18 protein-coding genes are annotated in these 19,386 nt (G+C 69.9%); 11 read left to right on the top strand and 7 right to left on the bottom strand.

What is annotated here, in order from left to right; genetic code table 11:
- The first annotated feature begins 188 nt into the window (after positions 1–188).
- Positions 189–2,063, top strand: a complete 1,875-nt coding sequence (locus GF068_RS42110; protein ID WP_476704322.1) for a RecQ family ATP-dependent DNA helicase — start codon at positions 189–191, stop codon at positions 2,061–2,063.
- A 163-nt stretch (positions 2,064–2,226) separates the two neighbouring features.
- The gene (locus tag GF068_RS42105; protein ID WP_153825220.1) at positions 2,227–3,054 is read left to right on the top strand and encodes a methyltransferase domain-containing protein; all 828 of its coding nucleotides are present in this window, start codon (positions 2,227–2,229) and stop codon (positions 3,052–3,054) included.
- Positions 3,055–3,088: 34 nt separating this feature from the next.
- On the opposite strand, the gene GF068_RS42100 is transcribed toward GF068_RS42105, so the two are convergent.
- Positions 3,089–3,643 (bottom strand): EF-hand domain-containing protein, encoded by a 555-nt coding sequence (locus GF068_RS42100; protein WP_206079671.1) that lies wholly within the window; start codon positions 3,641–3,643, stop codon positions 3,089–3,091.
- Positions 3,644–3,737: 94 nt separating this feature from the next.
- Between GF068_RS42100 and GF068_RS42095 the strand changes: the two genes are divergently transcribed.
- The 5 genes from GF068_RS42095 (at position 3,738) to GF068_RS42075 (ending at position 9,390) form a co-directional block, all read left to right on the top strand.
- Positions 3,738–5,234, top strand: a complete 1,497-nt coding sequence (locus tag GF068_RS42095) for a serine/threonine-protein kinase (protein ID WP_153825219.1) — start codon at positions 3,738–3,740, stop codon at positions 5,232–5,234.
- Positions 5,231–6,058 (top strand): hypothetical protein, encoded by an 828-nt coding sequence (locus GF068_RS42090; RefSeq protein WP_153825218.1) that lies wholly within the window; start codon positions 5,231–5,233, stop codon positions 6,056–6,058. The genes GF068_RS42095 and GF068_RS42090 overlap by 4 nt, the downstream gene beginning before the upstream one ends.
- Positions 6,058–7,383: a LamG domain-containing protein gene (locus GF068_RS42085; RefSeq protein WP_153825217.1), complete on the top strand. Its 1,326-nt coding sequence runs from the start codon at positions 6,058–6,060 to the stop codon at positions 7,381–7,383. Before GF068_RS42090 ends, GF068_RS42085 begins: the two co-directional genes overlap by 1 nt.
- A gap of 134 nt (positions 7,384–7,517) precedes the next feature.
- Positions 7,518–8,624 (top strand): hypothetical protein, encoded by a 1,107-nt coding sequence (locus GF068_RS42080; RefSeq protein WP_153825216.1) that lies wholly within the window; start codon positions 7,518–7,520, stop codon positions 8,622–8,624.
- A 22-nt stretch (positions 8,625–8,646) separates the two neighbouring features.
- Entirely contained in the window at positions 8,647–9,390 is a 744-nt protein-coding gene (locus GF068_RS42075) for a matrixin family metalloprotease (RefSeq protein WP_170320012.1), read from the top strand.
- On the opposite strand, the gene GF068_RS42070 is transcribed toward GF068_RS42075, so the two are convergent.
- Positions 9,391–9,945: an RNA polymerase sigma factor gene (locus tag GF068_RS42070; RefSeq protein WP_153825214.1), complete on the bottom strand. Its 555-nt coding sequence runs from the start codon at positions 9,943–9,945 to the stop codon at positions 9,391–9,393.
- Between the two features lie 19 nt (positions 9,946–9,964).
- On the bottom strand, positions 9,965–10,753 hold the full coding sequence (locus GF068_RS42065; protein WP_153825213.1) for a hypothetical protein: 789 nt from the start codon (positions 10,751–10,753) through the stop codon (positions 9,965–9,967).
- Positions 10,754–10,853: 100 nt separating this feature from the next.
- Here GF068_RS42065 and GF068_RS42060 point away from each other — a divergent pair, with 100 nt between their 5' ends.
- From GF068_RS42060 to GF068_RS42050, 3 genes are read left to right on the top strand one after another with little or no spacing between them, the layout of a single operon-like run.
- Positions 10,854–11,873, top strand: coding sequence for a tetratricopeptide repeat protein (locus GF068_RS42060; RefSeq protein ID WP_170320011.1), 1,020 nt, complete (start codon positions 10,854–10,856; stop codon positions 11,871–11,873).
- On the top strand, positions 11,874–13,208 hold the full coding sequence (locus GF068_RS42055) for a serine/threonine-protein kinase (protein ID WP_153825211.1): 1,335 nt from the start codon (positions 11,874–11,876) through the stop codon (positions 13,206–13,208).
- The gene (locus tag GF068_RS42050) at positions 13,208–14,200 is read left to right on the top strand and encodes a hypothetical protein (protein WP_153825210.1); all 993 of its coding nucleotides are present in this window, start codon (positions 13,208–13,210) and stop codon (positions 14,198–14,200) included. Before GF068_RS42055 ends, GF068_RS42050 begins: the two co-directional genes overlap by 1 nt.
- Here the strand turns inward: GF068_RS42050 and GF068_RS42045 are convergent, their stop codons facing one another.
- From GF068_RS42045 to GF068_RS42035, 3 genes are all read right to left on the bottom strand, one after another.
- Positions 14,201–15,061 (bottom strand): proline and serine-rich protein 1 family protein, encoded by an 861-nt coding sequence (locus GF068_RS42045; protein WP_153825209.1) that lies wholly within the window; start codon positions 15,059–15,061, stop codon positions 14,201–14,203.
- Between the two features lie 142 nt (positions 15,062–15,203).
- Entirely contained in the window at positions 15,204–16,046 is an 843-nt protein-coding gene (locus tag GF068_RS42040) for a hypothetical protein (protein WP_153825208.1), read from the bottom strand.
- A gap of 10 nt (positions 16,047–16,056) precedes the next feature.
- Entirely contained in the window at positions 16,057–17,424 is a 1,368-nt protein-coding gene (locus GF068_RS42035; RefSeq protein ID WP_170320010.1) for a metallophosphoesterase, read from the bottom strand.
- Positions 17,425–17,591: 167 nt separating this feature from the next.
- On the opposite strand from GF068_RS42035, the gene GF068_RS42030 reads away from it, so the two are divergent.
- On the top strand, positions 17,592–18,197 hold the full coding sequence (locus GF068_RS42030; protein ID WP_153825206.1) for a hypothetical protein: 606 nt from the start codon (positions 17,592–17,594) through the stop codon (positions 18,195–18,197).
- On the opposite strand, the gene GF068_RS42025 is transcribed toward GF068_RS42030, so the two are convergent.
- Positions 18,181–19,194, bottom strand: a complete 1,014-nt coding sequence (locus GF068_RS42025) for an NAD-dependent epimerase/dehydratase family protein (RefSeq protein WP_153825205.1) — start codon at positions 19,192–19,194, stop codon at positions 18,181–18,183. The two genes, GF068_RS42030 and GF068_RS42025, sit on opposite strands and share 17 nt — an antisense overlap.
- Between the last annotated feature and the right edge of the window lie 192 nt (positions 19,195–19,386).

Below are 19,386 nucleotides of genomic sequence, written 5' to 3'. Positions count from 1 at the left end.
TGGGGGGCCGGGGCGGTTCCCCCGAACTCGGGCCCGCAAAGCGGGCCCTCGAACAGCAGGACCCACCACCCCGGCCCCCCAAAGCCACCGCCACCCCAGGCCTCGGGACGCGGGCCCGGAAGACGCCGCCGGAGAGAGAGAAGAAGGTGGGGGGGGATCAGAGCGGGGCGGGGTTCGGGTCGGCGATGGTGAATGGTATGGGACAAACGAGGGTCGGGGCGGCTCTGCCGCTGGCGGAGCGGCGGGAGGTGCGGGAGGGGGCGACGCTCGGGGAGATTTTGCGGGAGAGGTTTGGTTTTTCCGGGTTTCGGCCTTATCAGGAGGCGGTTTGTCGGGCCGTGACCGAGGGGCGGGATGTGCTCCTGGTCATGCCGACGGGGGCCGGGAAGTCGCTTTGTTATCAGTTGCCCGGGATCGCGCGGCGGGGGACGACGCTGGTGGTGAGTCCGCTCATTGCTTTGATGGAGGATCAGGTGGGGAAGCTCCGGGCGCAGGGGTTTGCCGCGGAGCGGATTCATTCGGGGCGGGATCGGCAGAGCTCGCGGGCGGCCTGCGCGGAGTATCTGGCGGGGCGGCTGGATTTTTTGTTCATTGCGCCGGAGCGGCTGCGGGTGCCGGGGTTCCCCGAGATGCTGGCGAAGAGGAAGCCGACGCTGGTCGCGGTGGATGAGGCGCATTGTATTTCACACTGGGGGCACGATTTCAGGCCGGAGTATCGGATGCTGGGGCAGCGGTTGCCTTCGCTCAGGCCGGCGCCGGTGGTGGCGCTGACGGCGACCGCGACGCCGATGGTGCAGGACGATATCGCGAGGGAGCTCGGGCTCTCGGAGGCGGGTCGCTTCATTCACGGGTTTCGCCGGACGAACCTCGGGATCGAGGTGGTGGAGCTGTCGCCGTCGGCGAGGGTGGAGGCGTTGAAGAAGCTACTCGGGCCGAAGGAGCGGCGGCCCGCGATCGTGTATGCGCCGACGCGGAAGCACGCGGAGGAGACGGCGAAGGAGCTCGGCGCGGCGGCCTATCACGCAGGGATGGAGACAGGGACGCGGGACCGGATCCAGGCGGCGTTTCTGGGGGGAGAGCTCGATGTGGTGGTGGCGACGATCGCGTTCGGAATGGGTGTGGACAAACCCAATGTGAGGACCGTGGTCCACATGGCGCTGCCGGGGAGCGTGGAGGCGTATTACCAGGAGATCGGGCGCGCAGGGCGGGACGGGCTGCCCTCGCGGGCGATCTTGATGCATTCGTTCACGGACCGGAGGACGCACGAGTTCTTCTTCGAACGCGATTATCCGGATCCGGCGCTCTTGTCGGCGCTGTTCGGGGCGCTGTCGACGCGGCCGCAGGCGAAGGAGAGCCTCGCGCCGAGGGTGGAGTCGGATCCCGAGAAGTTCGAGAAGGTGCTGGAGAAGCTCTGGATCAGCGGAGGCGCGATCCTCGACGCGGACGGGGGGATCCGGCGGGGGAGCGAGGGGTTTCTCGCCGAATACGTGGCGCAGCGGAGGCACAAGCAGGAGGACCTCGCCAAGATGGCCCGGTACGCCGAGGGGCACGGGTGCCGGATGCTGCACCTGGTGCGGCATTTCGGCGACCAGGAGGACGACGGGAGGCCCTGCGGCGTGTGTGACGTCTGCGCGCCCGACGGGTGCGTGGGGCGAAAGTTCCGCGAGCCGAGCCGGGCCGAGTCGCAGGCGATCGAGAAGATCCTGGGCGCGCTCGCCGAGGAGGACGGGCAGCCGATGGGACGGCTTTACCGCGAGACGTTCGGCGACGCGCTCGATCGAAGGTCGTTCGAGCACCTGGTGAACGGGCTCGTGCGCGCAGGGCTGTGCGAGGTGCGATCGGACTCGTTCCAGAAGGGCGGGGAGTGGATCGAGTTTCAGCGCGTGTCGCTGACCGAGGAGGGACAAACACGCGGAGGGGCGAACGAGACGCGGTTCGTGACGCTCGACGAGGCGCCGAAGAAGAAGGCGCGGGGCAAGTCGTCGAAGGGAGGCAGCAGCAAGCGGGGCGCGAGCTCGCGAGCATTCTGGGCCTGGAAGGCGCGGCAAAAGAACGGCGGGTAAGGCGGCGAGCGACGAAATTCGCGTCGATATGGTTAGGGAAAAGCGAACGTCGCCCTCGATGCGTTGGCTCGGAGAGCGATATAGTGGATGCCACCTACCGCGCCATGGTGGCAGCATTCATCGCCCAGGCGCAGACCTATTTCGACACCACGAAAGTCTCTGAATGACGCAATCTGATATCTATCTATTGGAGCGCAGCGCGCGAGAGGCCGAACGTCTCCGCAGGCAGGTCGAGGAGCTTGCGGGCGAGGCTCGGTGGTTGCTCGACCGGCTCCAGATTCGCCCGGGTGCGAGCGCGATCGAGCTCGGCTGCGGGCCGTACGGGGTGCTGGATCTCCTCGCCGAGCGCGTGGGGCCGTCGGGGACCGTGGTCGGATTGGACAGGAACGAGGGCTTCGTCGCTTCGGCCCGCGAACATGCGGCGGAGCTGCGCGCCCATGTCGAGGTCATACAAGGAGACGCGAGGGCCACGAATCTGCCGAGAGAGTCGTTCGACGTCGCGTTCTGTCGGCTCCTGCTCGTGAACGTCCCTCGGCCAGAGCAAATCGTCGCAGAAATGGTCTCGTTGCTGCGCCCGGGGGGTGTCCTCGCGAGCCACGAGGCGGACTACCTCCCGCATGGCTGCGACCCCCCTTCCCCTGCCTGGGATCGTCTGTTCGATCTCTTTCTTGCGTATTCACGCGCGAAAGGCGTCGACCTGTTCGTCGGCAGGAGGCTCCACCGAATGCTGCGTGACGCCGGGCTCGTGGAGATCCAGGTAAACCCTGTGATCCACGTCTACCCGCCGGGCCATCACCGCCGGAGCATCTTCCTCGACTTCGTGACGAACATTCGCGAAAACCTCGTCAGGGAAGGCTTCGCCAGCGACGAAGAGCTGAATGAGCTCACGCGAGAGTTGAGGCGCCACCTCGACGATCCCGATACGCTGGTGGTTTCCCACCTCTTCTTTCAGGTTTGGGGCCGAAAGCCAGTGACGGACAAGCAGAGATGAGAGACGAGCGACGCGGTCATGAGCTCGACGAACATCACGGGTCGAGCGAGCCGAGCAGCCAGTGCCCGGGGGATTCGGGCGACTCGTCGAAGTAATAACCGCGGATGGCCTCGACCAGCTCGCTGGCGGTGATGAAGCCGTCGTTGTCCTTGTCGATGCGATAAAACGCGTCTCGGGACACCTGCTCGGGCACGTTCATCAAGGAGCTCATCCAGCGGACTTCGTCGGAGACGGTGAGCCTGCCGTCGCCATCGATATCGGCGATATCCAGGACCGCATCGATGTAGGGCACGTAGTTCTGATGGAACGTCTCGGGGGTCTCGAGCATGCCCGCCGCGAACGCGGCCTTGTACTCGCCCAAGCTGATGCGCCCGTCGGTATTGAGATCCGCGACCTTCTGCAGGTGCTCCCACAAGCCCAAGCTGATCGCGACGAGCTTTTGCCGCGCGGGAGACTCAGGGCCGTGGCCAAACTCCTCGGCCATGCGCACGGCCGCCAGCTCGAAGTCACGTCGCTGCAGAAAACCATTGCCATCGTGATCGTGGGCGCGAAACCGTCGCGCAAGCCTGCGCTCGAGAAACTCGTTCATCTGAAACATACCTCCACCGGTATCACAAAAAGTGTGGGTCGGTCGACAGAGATGTGGCCGCGCTCGGGCGCGGTCTGTTAGAGTGGCGCCGCTCATGGCAGGAGGGCAGGCGGGCGCGCACAAGGTCGGTCGGTACGCCCTCTACGGCGAGATCGCGTCGGGAGGCATGGCGACGGTCCATTTCGGGCGCCTGCTCGGGCCGTCGGGCTTCGCGCGGACCGTGGCGATCAAGCGGCTGCACCCGCAGTTCTCCAAGGACCCCGAGTTCTGCACGATGTTCCTCGACGAGGCGCGCCTCGCCGCGAGGATCAAGCACCCGAACGTGGTGCCGATCCTCGACGTGATCAACGAAGGCAGCGAGCTGCTCCTCGTGATGGACTACGTGCACGGCGAGAGCCTCGCGCGCGTGCTCAAGATCCTGGAGCGCAACGGCGGACGGACGCCGCTCAAGATCGTGTCGAGCGTGATGTCGAGCGTGCTGCACGGGCTGCACGCCGCGCACGAGGCGATCGACGAGCGCGGCGCGCCGCTCGGGATCGTGCACCGCGACGTGTCGCCGCAGAACGTGATCATCGGCGCCGACGGGACGAGCCGGGTGCTCGACTTCGGCGTGGCCAAGGCGATGGGCCGCGCGCAGGTGACGCGCGAGGGCGAGCTGAAGGGGAAATACGCGTACATGGCGCCGGAGCAGATCCGGGGCGGGAGCTCGGTCGACAGGCGCGTCGACGTGTTCGCCGCGGCCATCGTGCTCTGGGAGATGCTCGCGGTGCGCAGGCTGTTCAACGGCGACAGCGAGCTCGCGATCATCCATCAGGTGACGATGAAGGAGATCCCGCCGCTCCGCGAGATCGGCGTCACGGTGCCGCCCGAGCTCGAAGCCGTGGTGATGCGAGGGCTCGCGCGAGATCCAGCCGATCGGTTCCAGTCCACGCGAGAGATGGCGATGGCGCTCGAAGCCGCGCAAGCCCCAGCGCCCGCGTGGGAGGTCGGCGAGTGGCTCGCCGAGGTGGCGCCCGATGGGCTCGCGCGGCGCGCGCGGGAGGTGCAAGCGATCGAGAACGCTTCGCTTTCGGGCGCAGAAATGCCGCCCCTGTCGACGCGCACCGACGAGAGCGTGGACGCGGCGAGCATGCCGTCGGTGATGCGATCGCAGGTCTCGGGGATCGCCCTGCCCCATCGCCCGCAGTCCGTGGCGCTCCCCCGATCGGTCGTGGTGATCGCGGCGGTCGCGTTGATCGCGGCGCTCGGAGGAGCCGCGGCGCTCTGGATCGATCGCGGGCGCGAGGAGAACGCCGCGGGGATCCAGCCGGTCACGCCCACGGCCGCGGCGACGACGGCGACGGCCAAGACCCCCGTGGAGGCCCCTGCGCCCACGCCCACGGTGGCGCCGGCGCCCCCGGAGACGGCGACGGCGAGCACGAGCGCGCCCGTCGAGACGGCCACGGCGGCGCCTCGCGCTACGGGCAAGAGCGCGCCGACGGGCGTGACGACGACGACGAGCGGAAAAACGGCGCCTCGCGTGGGGAGCTGCTCCCCGCCGTACACGATCGACGCGAAGGGGATCCGCCGCATCAAGCCGGAGTGTTTGTGAAGATCGTTCGCACTGCCCTCATCGCCGCGATGATCACGCTCGCGGCCCCCGCCACCGCCACGACGAAACAGGAGTGCGCGGCGTCCTACGAGCAAACGCAGTCGTTACGCAAGGAAGGCAAGCTCGCGGCCGCGCAGGAGGCGGCGCTCGTCTGCTCGCGCAAGGATTGTCCGCGCGTGGTGCGCGGCGATTGCGCCGAGTGGCTCGCCGAGATCGAGAAGAGCCTGCCGACCGTGGTGCTCGTCGCGCGCGACGAGAAGGGCGAGGAGACGGCGGACGTGCGGGTCTTCGAAGGGGACGCGCTCGTGCGCGAGCGGCTCGACGGCAAGGCCATGCCGATGGATCCGGGCGAGCACACGCTCCGGTTCGAGCGAGAAGGCGCGGCCCCCGTGACGCGGAAGGTGATCGTGCACGAGGGGGACAAACTCGTGCGGATCGAGGCGTCGTTCGTGAAGGAGACGAAGGCCGCCGACGAGACCCCGGGCGAAAAGCGAGGCCGCGTGCCCGTGCTCCCGCTGGTGATCGGCGGCATCGGGGTCGTGGGGCTCGGCGTGGCCGGGACGATCGGGCTGCTCGGGCTCTCGCAGAAATCGGACCTCGAGGATTCGTGCGCGCCGCGCTGCGCGCCGGGCGCGGTCGACCCCGTCCGGACGAAGTTGCTCGTGGCCGATATCACGGCGGGCGCGTCGCTCGCCCTCCTGGGGACGGCGGCGGTCCTCTGGTTGACCGCGGATTCGAGCGACGAGAAAAAAAGCGCGATGCCGCGCGTCGAGTTTGCCCCGACGATCGGCGGCGGATTCTTGAGCCTTCGAGGAGCCTTCTGATGAGGACGCACCTTTTCGCGGCGCTCTTTCCCCTCGCCTTCGCGACGCTGGGCTGCTCGGCCCTCACCGATCTCGACGCGCTCTCGTCGGAGTACCAGTCGGGCATGTTGCCGGACGGGACGTACGAATTCGTGGACGACGCGTTCCCGGGTGAATTCGAGCTCGGGTCGCACACGGACACGGAGTGGAGAGCGGGGCGACTGCAGCTCATGGAGAACGCGCACGACGGCGAGTTCCGGTCGCGGGTCTTCGACGCAGGCCAGGACGTCGAATGGACCACGTTCTCGTGGACGCCCGCCGAGCCCTACCTCAAGGCATTGCCGGACGAAAATGGCGTGGAGGCGGGGTATTCGGAGGGCGCGCTCGACATGTCCTCGAACGTGCTCCTGCTCCACCTCGACGGCACGGGCGCGCTGACCTCGGGGGCGGCGCTGTCGGATACGTCTGGCAAGAAAAACGACGCCCTCGTGGACGCACCGACGGGCGCGACGCTCTCGTTCGAGGAGGGCACGCTCGGGCAGGGGCTCGCGGACAAACTCAATGGTTACCTCGCGGTGAGCACGCTCTCCTCCGATTTCGATTTCGACGAAGGAGATTTCACCTGGGCGCTCTGGGCAAAAACCACCATGAGCTGCACGGGCAACAAGGTCCTGCTCGGCGTCGACACCGGCATCAGCGGGCCACACCTCTGGCTCGGCTGCGCGGAGGGAGACGAGTTCGGCCCGTGTGGGCCGGGCGCGACCGGCGGCCGCGCGGCAGGCACCTTCCGGTCCGACCACGACGACCCGAGCGACGGCACGCCCTTCTGCGGCACGAGCCAGATCAACGACGGAAACTGGCACCACCTCGCAGTCGTGAAGAAGGGGCACGCGCAAGCCCAGGTCGTGCTGTACGTCGACGGGATCGCCGAGGCGACGCTCGGGACCACGTTCCAGGACCCCATCTTCCTGACGGGCGACGACATCACCGTGGGCGCGTTGCTCGAGGGCGGCTACCAGGCCGAAGGCACCTACGACGAGGTCGCGATCTGGAGACGCGCGCTCGGGCCGGAGGAGATCCGGTCGATCTATCGGCGCGGCGGGGCGCGGCTCGCGCTCCGGGTGCGGGTCTGCGACGACCCCGCCTGCGCGGAGGGGGATCCTCCGTTCGTGGGACCGGGCGGCGCTGCGTGGTTCGTGGATCCGACGGGCACGCCGGGCCCGCCCGGGGACCTGCCGCTCGACGTGCCGAGGGGCCGTTATTTCCAGTACGAGGCGAGCTTCGAGGGCTACCGCGAGGGCGACGGCCCGGGGCTCTTCGCCGTGAAGGTCCACGCGCGACGCTGATTTTCCCTTTCGCCCGCCCGGGTGTCTAGAAGCGCGACCGAGGACGATACGCGCGCCGGAGGGGCGCGCCGGGCCGTCCTGGGTCGAACGCCGATCCTCCGCCTCGCGCGGGGGATCGAAGGGGAGATCTCGGCATGAAATTGCTTCGTCATACGCTCTCGAGCCTCGTCCTTTTTTCGGCCCTCGCGCTCGCCGGCTGCGGCGGCGGCACCGAGCCCGATCCGGAGCAACCCTCGGTCGCGCCGATCGCCGACGAGGAGATCGTCGACCTCGGCGATCTGGTCACGCAGGACCCGGACGCGGCGGCCGCGGCGGAGATGATCGGCGACCCCGCGACGATGCTCGCCGAGGGGAAGCAGCAGGGCGAGAAGGTGCGCGCCGACGTCGCCGCCGTGCTGAATTTCATCAAAGAGGCGGCGCAGGGCGAGGCCACGAAGAAGGGCGTGACGCCGGACGGCAAGGCGTACGCGCGATGGGTGAAGACGATCCAGGGCGTGGAGATCACGTTCTCCGCGGTCCGCGTGAACCAGGATCGGCTGCGTTACCTGGTGCAAGGCACGGCGTCGGACGGCTCGAAGAAGGGGCTGCTCACGGGCATCTTCGTCAAGAAGGGCCCGAAGACGGGCGGCGGCCGGTTCCACGTGAACCTGACGAACGTGAGTGATCTCTACAATGCCCCGGGCGCGGACGGCTCGATCCATTTCTGGTTCGCGAACCACAAGGGCGACAAACGCGGCCGGCGCGTCGCTTACCTGAACGTGGTTCGTCGGGACGATCCGACGATGCAGAAGGTGAACTACGGCGCCGATCTCGTGCGGCTCGTGGGCGTGGGCGGCCGGTTCCGGTCCGTGGGCGTGGGCGACGTGATCGATGCGCTGCCGGGGCCGGAGGCCATCGGGCTCCGGATCCTGTGGAAGGCCGGCGAGGGCGGGCGCGCGGCGGCGGCCATCGCCTCGATCGGCCAGAACCCGCAGCTCCTCGGCACGGCGCACGAGTGCTGGGACAAGGACGGCCTGCGCACGGCGTACAAGGACGACAACCCCAACAATGACGCGATGAACCCGGACGAGGGCGACGTCACGATGTGCGCGGGCTTCGCGCAGGAGTCGCCGCCGGACGAGGGCGACGTGAACGAGAATGGGCAGGACACGGACCCGGAGCTCGACGCCCTGCTCGAGGAGTCGGGCGCGATGGACATCGACGCGGCCGAGGCCGACGCGGCCGACGCGATCGGCGAGTGACGGGATGAGCCGAGCGCGCGCCGTGACGAAGTTTGTCTGGGCGCTCCTTCTCGTGGCCCTCGCCCTCTCCTTCACGAGAGCGGCGCGGGCCTACGAGGAGGGGCGATCCGAGTACGGCGCGCGCCTTCACTTGACTTCGCTTCCGGCACGGGTGCGTCTCGACACACCCGTGCCGGGTCTCGTCGACGGCGGGAGGGGCGCCTTGCTGCGGGCGATGGCGACGTGGTCGGCCGTGACGTGTGGCTCGATGGCCGTGTCGTTCGTCGAGGCAAACCATGGGGAGGAGGCGCCGATCGAGGTCCGCGCCGTGGCCTCGAAATGGCGACACGGCGAGGCGATCGCGGCGCACACGGACGTCGAGAGTGACGCGTGGACGGGCGAGATCCGGCGTGTGGTGATCGAGCTCGACGCGAGGCGGCGGTGGAGCGACGCGGCCCGCGTGCCCGCGGACGCGCTGGATCTGGAGACGGTGCTGCTGCACGAGCTCGGGCACGCGGCGGGGCTCGCCCATAGCGTACATTCCTCGGCCGTGATGCGGGCCGGGCTGAAGCCGGGGCACGCGCCGAGGCGCGCGCTCGACGGAGACGACGCGGCGGGGCTCTGCGCGCTGTACACCGCGCCCGTTTTGGTCAGGAAGGACAAACAATCTGTCCGGACAGACCCGGTTTTCCCGTTGCCCCTGCCCCGGGCCCTCGGCGTGGCGGCGGCGCTCGGCGCGTTCGGCGTGGGGATCGTCTGCCTTCGGAGGCGGCGGAGAGGCGCGTGATCAGGCGTTCGGATCGGGGACGAGCCCGCGCAGGCGCTTGATGCCGTGATGGAAGTTCACCTTGGCGCTGTCCTCGCTGCAATCGGCGAGGGCCGCGATCTCGCGGAAGCTGAGCTCGTGGAAGAGGCGCAGCTCCACGGCGAGGCGTTGCTTCGGCGGGAGCTCCTCGAGGCGCGCGGCGACGCGGCCCCAGACCTCGGCGGCGACGAGGCGGCTCGTCTCGAGCGAGCTCGTGAACGCGGGCAGATCATCCATGTCGGCGGTCGGCCCCTCGCGCGAGGCGCCGCGGACGTGGTTCAAGGCGACATGCACGGCGATGCGGTAGAGCCAGGTGCGGAAGCTCGATTCGCGGCGAAAATCGGCGAGCTTCTCGAATGCATTGAGGAAGGCCCGCTGCGCGACGTCCTCGGCGTCCTCGGCGCGCCGGACGTACCGGCGCACGAGGCGCAGGATCCCAGGCTGGTGCTCCCGGACGAGCGCGTCCGCGGCGCTGCGATCGCCCGCGAGGACACGCTCGACGAGCGAAATGTCGCCGTCCTCTGCCCCCTCGCTCATCGATGACCTCGGCGTTCGTTCATGCTTCGGCGCCGCAGAATAGCGGGATTTTTCCGCTCGGGCCACGCGAGCTCGACCAGGTCGCCTCGGCGCTGCCGTCGAAGGTGATGCGGATGTGGACGTCGCGATCGCTCTGCTCGTGCAGGATCGAGCCGCCCGCCGCGGGGCATTCGCCGGCGCAACGCGCGAAGCCCTTCACCGCGGTGTGGAACGACCGCGCCGAGGCGCGGGTCTCGAAGTCGCCGTCGAACGTGGCGCATTTCTCCGTGGCATTCCAGGTGACCGTGTACGAGCCGACCCGCTCGATTCGATGCCCACGCGGGCCCTGGCCGGCTCCGCTCGTGCTGACGACGAGGCGCCGGGTCTCGCCGTCCTCGTCGATCGAAAACGACCCCTCGGAGTCGATGTCGAGGACCACCCGGGAGGCGCGCAAATCACGCGCCGAAGCGAGCGCGTGCAGGCCGCTCGCGCCCACGGAGTACACGACGTCGAGCGTCCCGTCGAGCTTCGTGGTCTTGAAGGGGCCGACGCAGCCCGAGAGCAGGTATCTCACGGTGTTGTCCTGCCTCGTGGTCGAGACGCAATCCGTGGGGCGGAAGACGAGGCCCGCCGTCGCCGCCGCCTTCGCCGCGGCGAGGTCGGGATCCGCGCTCGTCGGATCGAGGCGCGCGATCGAGGCGACGACGAGGGACGCTTCGTTCTGCGAGACGTCGAACGAATCGAGGGCCTGCTCGACGTCGACGCGCTCGTCCTCGCCCTCGGCGGGGCCGCAGGCGGCCGCCACGAGGAGCAGGGACACGATGGACACACGAGTCGTTCGAAAGGGAAGGACAGAATGTGTCATACCCCTGCTCCCCGCGCCGGGGCGGCGCTCGGCGCGCTCGGAAGGCGTGGTATCTTATCTCGAAATGCTCCCTCTCGCCCGCTCCGTTTCTCGAAAAAGAGGCGCCGCGCTCGTGGCCACGCTCGCCGCGCTGGCAGCGCCGGCAGGAGGCGGGATCCGAGCGGCCGACGCCGAGGAGCTCGAGGCGACGAAGGAGGAGCGAGGGGCCGCGACGCGCGCATTCGAGGAGGGCGAGCGCGCGTATCGCGCCGGCGATTTCGCGCGAGCAGCCGAGCGCTTCGAGGAGGCGCACCGGAGAGCCCCGCACCCCGCGCCGCTCTGGAACGCAGCGCGATCGTGGGAAAAAGCCGGCGAGATCGCGCGCGCGGCGAACGGCTACGCGAGGTACCTGCGCGAGGCGCCCGAGGGCGCGCCGGATCGCGACGAGGCCGGCAAGGCGCTCGCCGAGCTCGCGACGAAGCTCGGGCGGATCGAGGTCTTCGCGCCGGAGGCCGAAGACGTGAAGGTCGACGATCTGCCGCTCGAAGGGACGATCCTCTACGTGCACCCCGGCACGCACGTGATCGAAGGGCGCGTGCGTGGCGTCGCCGTGCAGCGGACGGAGGAGCTCGAAGCCGGCAGCGTGCGCAGCGTGGCGCTCGTCGCAGAGAGCGCGGCAGAGGCGCCAGAAGAAGCGCCGAAAGAGGCGCCGAAAGAGGCGCCGCGGCCGATCCCGAAGCAGATGCGCCCACCGGCGAAACCCGCGCCCGCGCCGCGGACGGAGCGGCCCTGGCTCTTGCCAGCGCTCGCCGTGGGCGGGGCGGCGACGGTCGTGAGCGCGGGGATCCTCGTGTGGTCGGGGGTCGATACGCTCGCAGCGCTCGACGATTTTCACGCGGCGCCGTCCTGGGACAAACTCTACGACGGCCGAGACAAACAGCTCCGCACGAACGTGCTGCTCGGCGTGTCGTTCGGGCTCGGCGCGATCACGGGCGCGCTCGGATCGTACTGGCTCGCGGGGCGAAGTGGGGGCGAAGTCAAGGTCGGTCTCGCGCCGCCGGTGCTCGGGGGCCCGGGGTTCGTCCTGGCCACGGGGAGCTTCTGAATGCCGCGATCCATCGAGCGCATCGGCCCGTACGAGGTGATCGCCGAGCTCGCCTCCGGAGGCATGGCGACGACCTACCTCGCGCGAAAGACGGGCGAGGTCGGCTTCGAACGGCTCGTGGTGCTCAAGCGCGTGCACCCGCACTTGCTGAAGGAGCCGAACCTCCGGGACATGCTGGCCGACGAGGCCCGCGTCGCCGCGTCGATGCGGCACCCGAACGTCGTGCCGGTGGAGGACGTGGTCTCCGCGTCGGGGGAGCTCTGCCTCGTGATGCCGTACGTCGAGTCGCTCTCGCTCGGCGCGCTGCTCGAGGCGGCGCGGCGCGAAGGCGAGCGCCTGCCGCCCGACGTCGCGAGCCGGATCCTGCTCGACGTGCTCGCGGGGCTCGACGCGGCCCACGAGGCGAAGGACCTGCGCGGCGAGCCGCTCGAGCTCGTGCACCGCGACGTGAGCCCGCGGAACGTGCTGGTCGGCACGGACGGGCGCGCGAGGCTGATCGATTTCGGCGTGGCCAAGGCGGCGCGGCGGATCACGCAGACGCAGAGCGGGATCATGAAGGGGACGATCGCGTACATGGCGCCGGAGCAGCTCCGGCGACGCGAGCTGGATCGGCGCGCGGACGTGTTCGCCGCGGGCGTGGTGCTGCACGAGGCGATCACGGGCGAGCGGCTCTTCGACGGGCGCGACGAGGCGGACGTGCTGATCGGCGTGCTCGCCGACGAGATCCCGCGCCTCTCGGAGGCGGCCCTCGGCCTCTCGCCCGCGATCGACGAGGTGCTGGAGAGGGCGCTCTCGCGGGATCCGGAGGAGCGCTTCACCTCGGCCGCGGCCTTCGCAGAGGCGCTCGAGCGCGCGCTCTCGCCGGCGCCCGCGCGCGAGGTGGCCGCGCGGCTCGCGAGGCTCGGCGCGGCGGAGATCGAGCGGCGGCGGGAGGCGGTGCGCGTTTTTCTTGACGAACCAAGGGCCGAAGCCGAGGAGAGCGCCCCGCGCAGGCGAGCGTCTTCGCGGGCGCTCGTGGTGCTGGCCTCGGCGGCGCTCGCGGGGGGCGGGCTCCTCGCGGCGGGCGCCCTGCGAGGGGCCGCGCAAAGCCCACCGCGGGCCGAAGCGGGCCTCGTCTCGCGCGCGGCGGATGTGCAAAAGGCCGTAACGTTCGTCGCGACGAACGCGCCCCGCGTGGAGGCGAAGGGCCGAGCGGCGGGTGCGGCGAAGGCCGAGCCGCCTTCGAGGTCGCCGTCGGGATCGACGCGCGGAGGCCGCCGCGCTTCGCCCGCGCCGCGCTGGGATCTACACGCGAATCCGTATCGCGCGAGGGAGATCGGCGAAACGAGCCGGTGATGCAGGGAAAACGATTCGCTTGGCTCCTCCTCCTCGGCCTGTTCGGCTGCACGGTCTTCGACGGGCTCACGGTGCCCCCGGAGGCCACGGCGCTGCCCGGTTACCTCTCGATCGAGGAGGGGGCGCGGGCGTGTAGCCTCGTCTTTCGTTGTCCGCGGCTGTCGGAGGCGATCGCGCGCTCGATCGGCGTGCCGACGAGCGCGACGCGATACTCGATGTGCCTCGGATGGCTCTCGGGTCCGCTGCCGCCGGGCCGGTTCGGGATGGCGGCGCAGGCGAGCTTGCTCGGCTGCGTGAGCGAGGCAAACGGGTGCGAGGAGGCGCTCGCGTGCGCCTTCGTCGAGCCGCTCGGCGAGGGGGACACGCGTTGCGCGGGCGTGGCCGGGGACGTGTGCGCGTCCGCGGGGATGCTCGTCGATTGCGCGAGCCGCCACGCCGAGCGTTGCCCGAGCCCGCACTGGGGGGCCGGCAGCGAGTGCCGGCTCGGGCTCGCGAGCGAGGGGCGGTGCGCGCTGAGCGGGTGCCTGCCCGACGCGTCCGCGCCGCCGCGCTGCACGTCGGGGGTGTACGTGCGTTGTGACCCGGCGACGAACCTCAAGGTCGCGAAGGATTGCAACACCGTGGGGCTGACGTGCCCCGAGGGCGCCGAGGGGGCGGACGCGCAATGCGCGACCGAGGACGGGGTGTTCCCGTGCGACGAGCCGGGCGCGACGTCCTGCTCGCCCGACGAGGCGCGGGTGCGGGCCTGCGACGGCTCGCTCGCCTCGGAGTTCGATTGCGGGTCGATGGGCGCCCATTGCGTCGAGGAGGAGGCGGGCGCGCGCTGCGCGAGGCCCGTGGAGGCGTGCTCGCCGCTCGATCCCGACATCGACGTTTGTCAGGGTACCAAAATCTCGACCTGCGTGGGCGGATCGAGGGTCACGGTCGATTGCGCGACACTCGGGCTCTCGTGCGTGCCGCCGGACGGGACGTCGAGCGGTTTTTGCGGGTAGTCACGGCAGGCCGAGGATCTCCGCGGCCTCGGCGCGCCCTTCGGGCGTGACGAAGCTGCCGAGCAGGCGCGAGACGTCCCTGCCCACGAGGCTCGGCGCGAGCAGGTCGAGCGCCCGGAGGCGCGTGTCCTCGAAGGCGAAGCGATTCAGCAGATCACGCGCTTGCCCCACGGTGACGGCGCGGTCGCCGAAGACGTCCGCGAGGAAGGAGAGGCGAGCCCGCTCGTTGCGGAGCTCCTCCATGTCTGCGATCGCGGAGCGGAACTGGATCGCCGAGAGGGGTTGATCGAGGGCGGGCCCGCGGTCGTATCGATAGGCGCGCTGCGAGGGCGGGGGCGGGGCGCGCTCCACGACGGGCGCGCCGGACCGATCGAGGGAGAGGGCCACGAGGCCCGGCGTGGCCATGACCTGGCCCTGCCAAACCGTGCGACCTCCGCGGGTCATGACGACGCCGTAGGCGCGCCCCTCGGGGACGAACACGGTGCCGGGGCGCCCTTCGATCGAGCCGACCAGGGTGTCGCCGTCGTAGACCCAGGCGATCCCGCCGTAAGCCGGGGCGATGCGGAGCTCGGTATACGGGGCGAACTGGCCCATGTGGCGCCTCGGCGTGGGCGCCTGGCCATATTGCGGGCGCGGGGTCGAGCGACGGCCGTACGGCCGCTCCGCCGGGGGCGCCACCTGGACGGGTGGCCGCGTCTGCTCGGGCCCCCATTGCGCTTGCATCTGGGCCGGCGCCCTCATCTGCATTTTCCCGAGGAACGACGCATCGAGCGACGCATCGATCCCGACGTCCGCTCGTGCCTCCATCGCCGGCCCGAGCAGCGGTGCACAAAATGCCAGGATCGTCGCGTACTTCTTCATTTCGATGACCTCCACGCCACCATTGCGTCGGCAGCGACTCTTCGACGCGGCGCGCCGGCGACGATTCACGCCCGACGTAACGATTTCATCGCGGACGACAAGTCACCCCTCGCAATCGTGGATTCGCGGAGATCGCTGGAGGCTAGCGAGGCGGGCGGGGCGGCGCCGTGGGAGGCCGGGGGACGAGCGGGCTCTGATTGAGCATTTTCTCGACCTCTTGCAAGCTCTGCGGCACGACGATCTGCTTCTCCTGGCTCTTCTGGGGCCAGCCCTCGGCGCGGCACCAGTCGTAGTCGAGCTCCAGGCGGGAGCCGTCCACGAGCTCGATCTTGACGATGACGGTCGATTTGCACGCGTACACCGTGGCCGCGGCCTCGAACGAGGGCGGCTCTCCGCCGACGAGCTCGCGCTTCGAGATGTAGAAGACGGGGTTCAGGTCGTAGACGACGCGCTTGATCGAGTCCTTCTGTGCCTCGGGTACGTCGAGCGAGAGGACGACGTCGTAGATGGGCAAGGCGCGGACGCCGGGGCGCGTGATCACCTTCGCGCGGGGCGTCGGGCGCAATCCCTCGGGGACCTCGCCCTCCTCCTTCAGCACGACGCTCTCGGGCGCCTCGGGGGCGCGCGCGGCCCCGGCGACGGCAGGCGCCTCGGCCCGCTGGCTGCGCAGGTAGGCCTCGAGGTCTTTTTTGCGATCCTCGAGGCGGCGCGTCTCCTCCTCCAGCGCCTTGCGCGATTTTTCGACCTGCTCGAGCTTGCTCTGCCCCTCGGAGAGCCGCTGATCGAGCTCCTCCTTGGCCTTGCGCGCGTCGTAGAGCTCCATGTTCTTCTTCGCGATGTCGATCGCGAAATACACGACGATGAGCGCCGTCAGGAGGACGGGGACGATCGTGACGAGCATGCTCTGCTGGCGCCTCGTGCGCGCGCGCTCGTCGAGCGCCGAGAGCTCCGATTCCAGTTTCTCTTTTTCGTCGTCCATGCTCATGGCTCGCCCCTCAAATGAGCCGGTGGAATCGCTCGTCGAGCACCCGGACGAGCTCGTCGTCGCGGTGGCTCGCGCAGCGGTGGTAGCCGTCTTTCAAGAAATGCAGTTTGTCGATCGCCTCGCGATACGCCGCGAGCCGCATCGGCAGCCCGATCGAGCCCGCGAAGAGGAGCGCGAACCCGCCCGATACCGAGAGGACCGGGGGCAACATGCGGAAGAGATACGCCGCGAGCGCGATCCCGAGGACGACCGCGGCGCCGAGGCTCACGAGCTGCACGCGCAGCGTGGTGCGGTGCGAGTCGATCGCGCGCTCGAGGTGCTGGATCTTCACGGCGATGCGGCCCTTGCGCGTGAGGCTCGGCGGCGCGGGCTCCTCGGGCGGAGGCGGTTTGTCCTCGCGCGCCGGCCCCGACGAGACGGCCGCGTCCGCAGGGCCGAACCGCAGGGCCTGCGTGTCCTCGCCGCGGCCCGCGTCGGCCCATTCCATGGTCTGCGGGTCGTATTCGCGGCGAATGCGCCGGCCCCGCGTGGGGCCCTCGACGACGAGGATCTGATAAGCAATGGGCAGCGCCCACTCCTTGCGGCCGTATTCGGCGACGCCGGCGCTCGCCGCGGCGGCGATGGCCAGGAACCAGCCGTCGAGCTCGCGTACGTCGTGCCAATCGACGTGCTGGTGGCCGTGCAGCGCGAGGTGGAATCGCTCGCGCGCGAGCCAGCGCCGCATGCCGCCCGCGTCGGTCATGACGCTGTAATCGGTGCGCCCGATACCCACCGGGCTCTCCAGGTGGTGGTGGACGACCGCGATACGAAACAAGTTTTTTTCCCGCGTGCGCCGGAGCATCCCGTCGGCGTGGTCGCGCTGGCCGACCCCGACGGAGCCGTGGTCCTTCCGCGCGCTCGCCTCGAGCTCCTCGCAAGAGTTGAACGCGACGACCTCGACGCCGAGCTCCTCGAAGACGTGATGATCGACGCGCTGGTGCGGCGGCGTGCCCTCCACGAAGGGCGGGCGCGCGTCGCCGTAGACGCCGCCGCGGATGCGGTCGTAGAGGGCGTACCGGCTCGCAGGATCGCCGTCGCGCAGGACGTCGTGGTTGCCGGGCGCGATCACGATACGCGTGACCGGCAGGCCGAGGCCCTCGGCGAGGGCGCGGAGGAACGTGACCACGGGCTCGACGCCGGTTTCGCTGCCGCGGTCGAGCAGGTCGCCGGAGACGACGACGAGGTCGGGGGCGAGGCCCTCGTGGCGGAGGTCGTAGAGCAGGCTGCCGACGAGGCCGCGGCGGTTGTGGGGCGCGACGGCGAGCTCGGTGGCCTCGGTGTTCCAGTAGTGACCCCGCGCTTCGGCTGCACAGAAATGCAGGTCCGAGATGTGGAGCACGCAGAGCCTCGGCCCACCCGACGGCATGGAGCCCATGAAACGCGGGCCGGAGGCGGACGTCAAGGCCCCCTTCCCCCGGCGCCATCCGCAAGCGCAGCCGGCGATGAATGGCGGGAACCGGGGGCGCGCCTCGGTGTCCACGTCGAGCCTCGCCGCCGGATCCACGCATGGAAGACACCGTCCTCGCCTCGAAGCCGCTCGCCCCCTGGTTTTGCCACGCGCTCTCCCTGGCGGCGCATGTGCTCTTGCTCGGAGGGGCGGCGCTCGCCGGGTCGAGCCATTCGCCCGAGGACCTCGAAGCAGAGTTCGCGCCCGCGCGGCGATTGCTCGTGGCCGCGGTGCCTGGGGAAGTCGCGACGCAGGAGCGAGGCGGCGAGCGCAAGGTGAGTCACCCTGGCGAAGAGGATACGATGGGGCCGGCGCGCGACGACGCAAGACAACCGGCGCCGCCCGGGGAGCGCGCGGAGGCGATCAAAACGGAGCCGTATTACGCAGACGAGCTGCCCGCGGCCATGTACGATCCGTACCCGATCATGGGCGTGCGCCCGTCGGCCTGGTTCAACGGACTCGGCGTCGGCACGGGAGGAAAACGGGACGCGCAGGTCGACCGAGGCAATCGTCTCGATCCAGCGCCGCCGGCACAGCGCCGCGAGCGCGGCGAGGCGGACGCCACGAACCTCGCGGGCGGAGCGCCGAAGACGCGCGTTTGCCCGCCGGGCCGGGTGGGCGAACATGCCGTTTATTGTCGCAGGTCGTTCATGAACGCACGCTGAGCCAGCGCTCGGCGAGCTCGATCTCCTTCGACCGCGCTTCGTAACCCTCGAGCGGCGTCGTATACCCGTACGCGAGGAAGCTCGCCACGATCTTGCCGAGCGACGTGACGAGCGGCTCGTGGCGGAAGCCGAGCTCGGCCTCGGCCTTCGACGGATCCAGCATCGACATCCATTTGCTGCTGAAGGGCGAAATCTCGCGGACGGAGAGGCCCGCGGCGACGAGGTCCGAGGACGCGACGGCCGCGAACCTGGCCCGCGATCCGAGCATCCCCTGGAGCAGGCCGAGCAGCTCCACGAGGGAGGGCGTCTCCCGCTGCGAGACGTTGTACGCTTCGCCGAACGTCTGCTCGCGGCCGAGGATCTCCGCGAGGAACCGCGCGACCTCGCCCGCATACACGTGACGAACCGGGTGCGTCCCGCCGTCCGGGACGAGGACCGGGCCGCCGTCGACGAGGCGGAAGAGATAACGATCGAGCCGGCGAGAATGGTCACGCTCGCCGTTGACGACGGGGATACGGATACGCGTGGCGGGGAACCGCGATTTCTGGAAGGCCTCGACGAGCGCGTCCTCGCAGTCGCGTTTGCCCGTGCCGTATTCCCAGTTCCCGAGCTCTTCCTCGTCCGTGGGTCGCGGCATCACGGGGCCTTCGTAATCGCTCTCCCGCGAGGGCCGCGGGGCGCCCGCGCGCACGAGGTAGACCTGGCCCGTGCTGATGAACACGTAATGCCCCACGCGGCCGCCGAGCGCCTCCACCGCGCCGCGCGCGTCCTGCCCGTGATAGGCAGCAAAGTCGACCGCGGCGTCGAAGCTCCGGTTTTGCAGGAGCCGGGGCAGATCCGCCGTCGTGCGATCCCCCACGAGCCGCTCGATCCGCGGGCCAAAAGGATCGGGGATCGTGCCACGATTGAACAAGGTCACCCTGTGCCCGGCGGCGAGGAGCCGGTGCACGAGGAGCGGCCCGACGAACCGCGTCCCGCCAATCACGAGTACGTGCATGCCCCGGTTCTACCAGCGAAAGGCCCAGGCCGACAAACGGATCCGGGGCGGGAGGGTGGATCACCGTCGACCCACCCCTGCCACAATTTCGTCGCATTCACTCCACGACTCTTCCGCGGCGACGGCAGAGGAGCGCCAAACCGGGAGGATACGAAAAGGAGGTCTGGCGCGGCCCGTGGCCGCCACACCGGA

The organism is Polyangium spumosum, from assembly GCF_009649845.1.
Taxonomy (GTDB): domain Bacteria; phylum Myxococcota_A; class Polyangia; order Polyangiales; family Polyangiaceae; genus Polyangium; species Polyangium spumosum.
The sequence above is the reverse complement of the archived record's forward strand: the minus strand, read 5'-3'. Positions and strand labels throughout refer to the sequence as shown.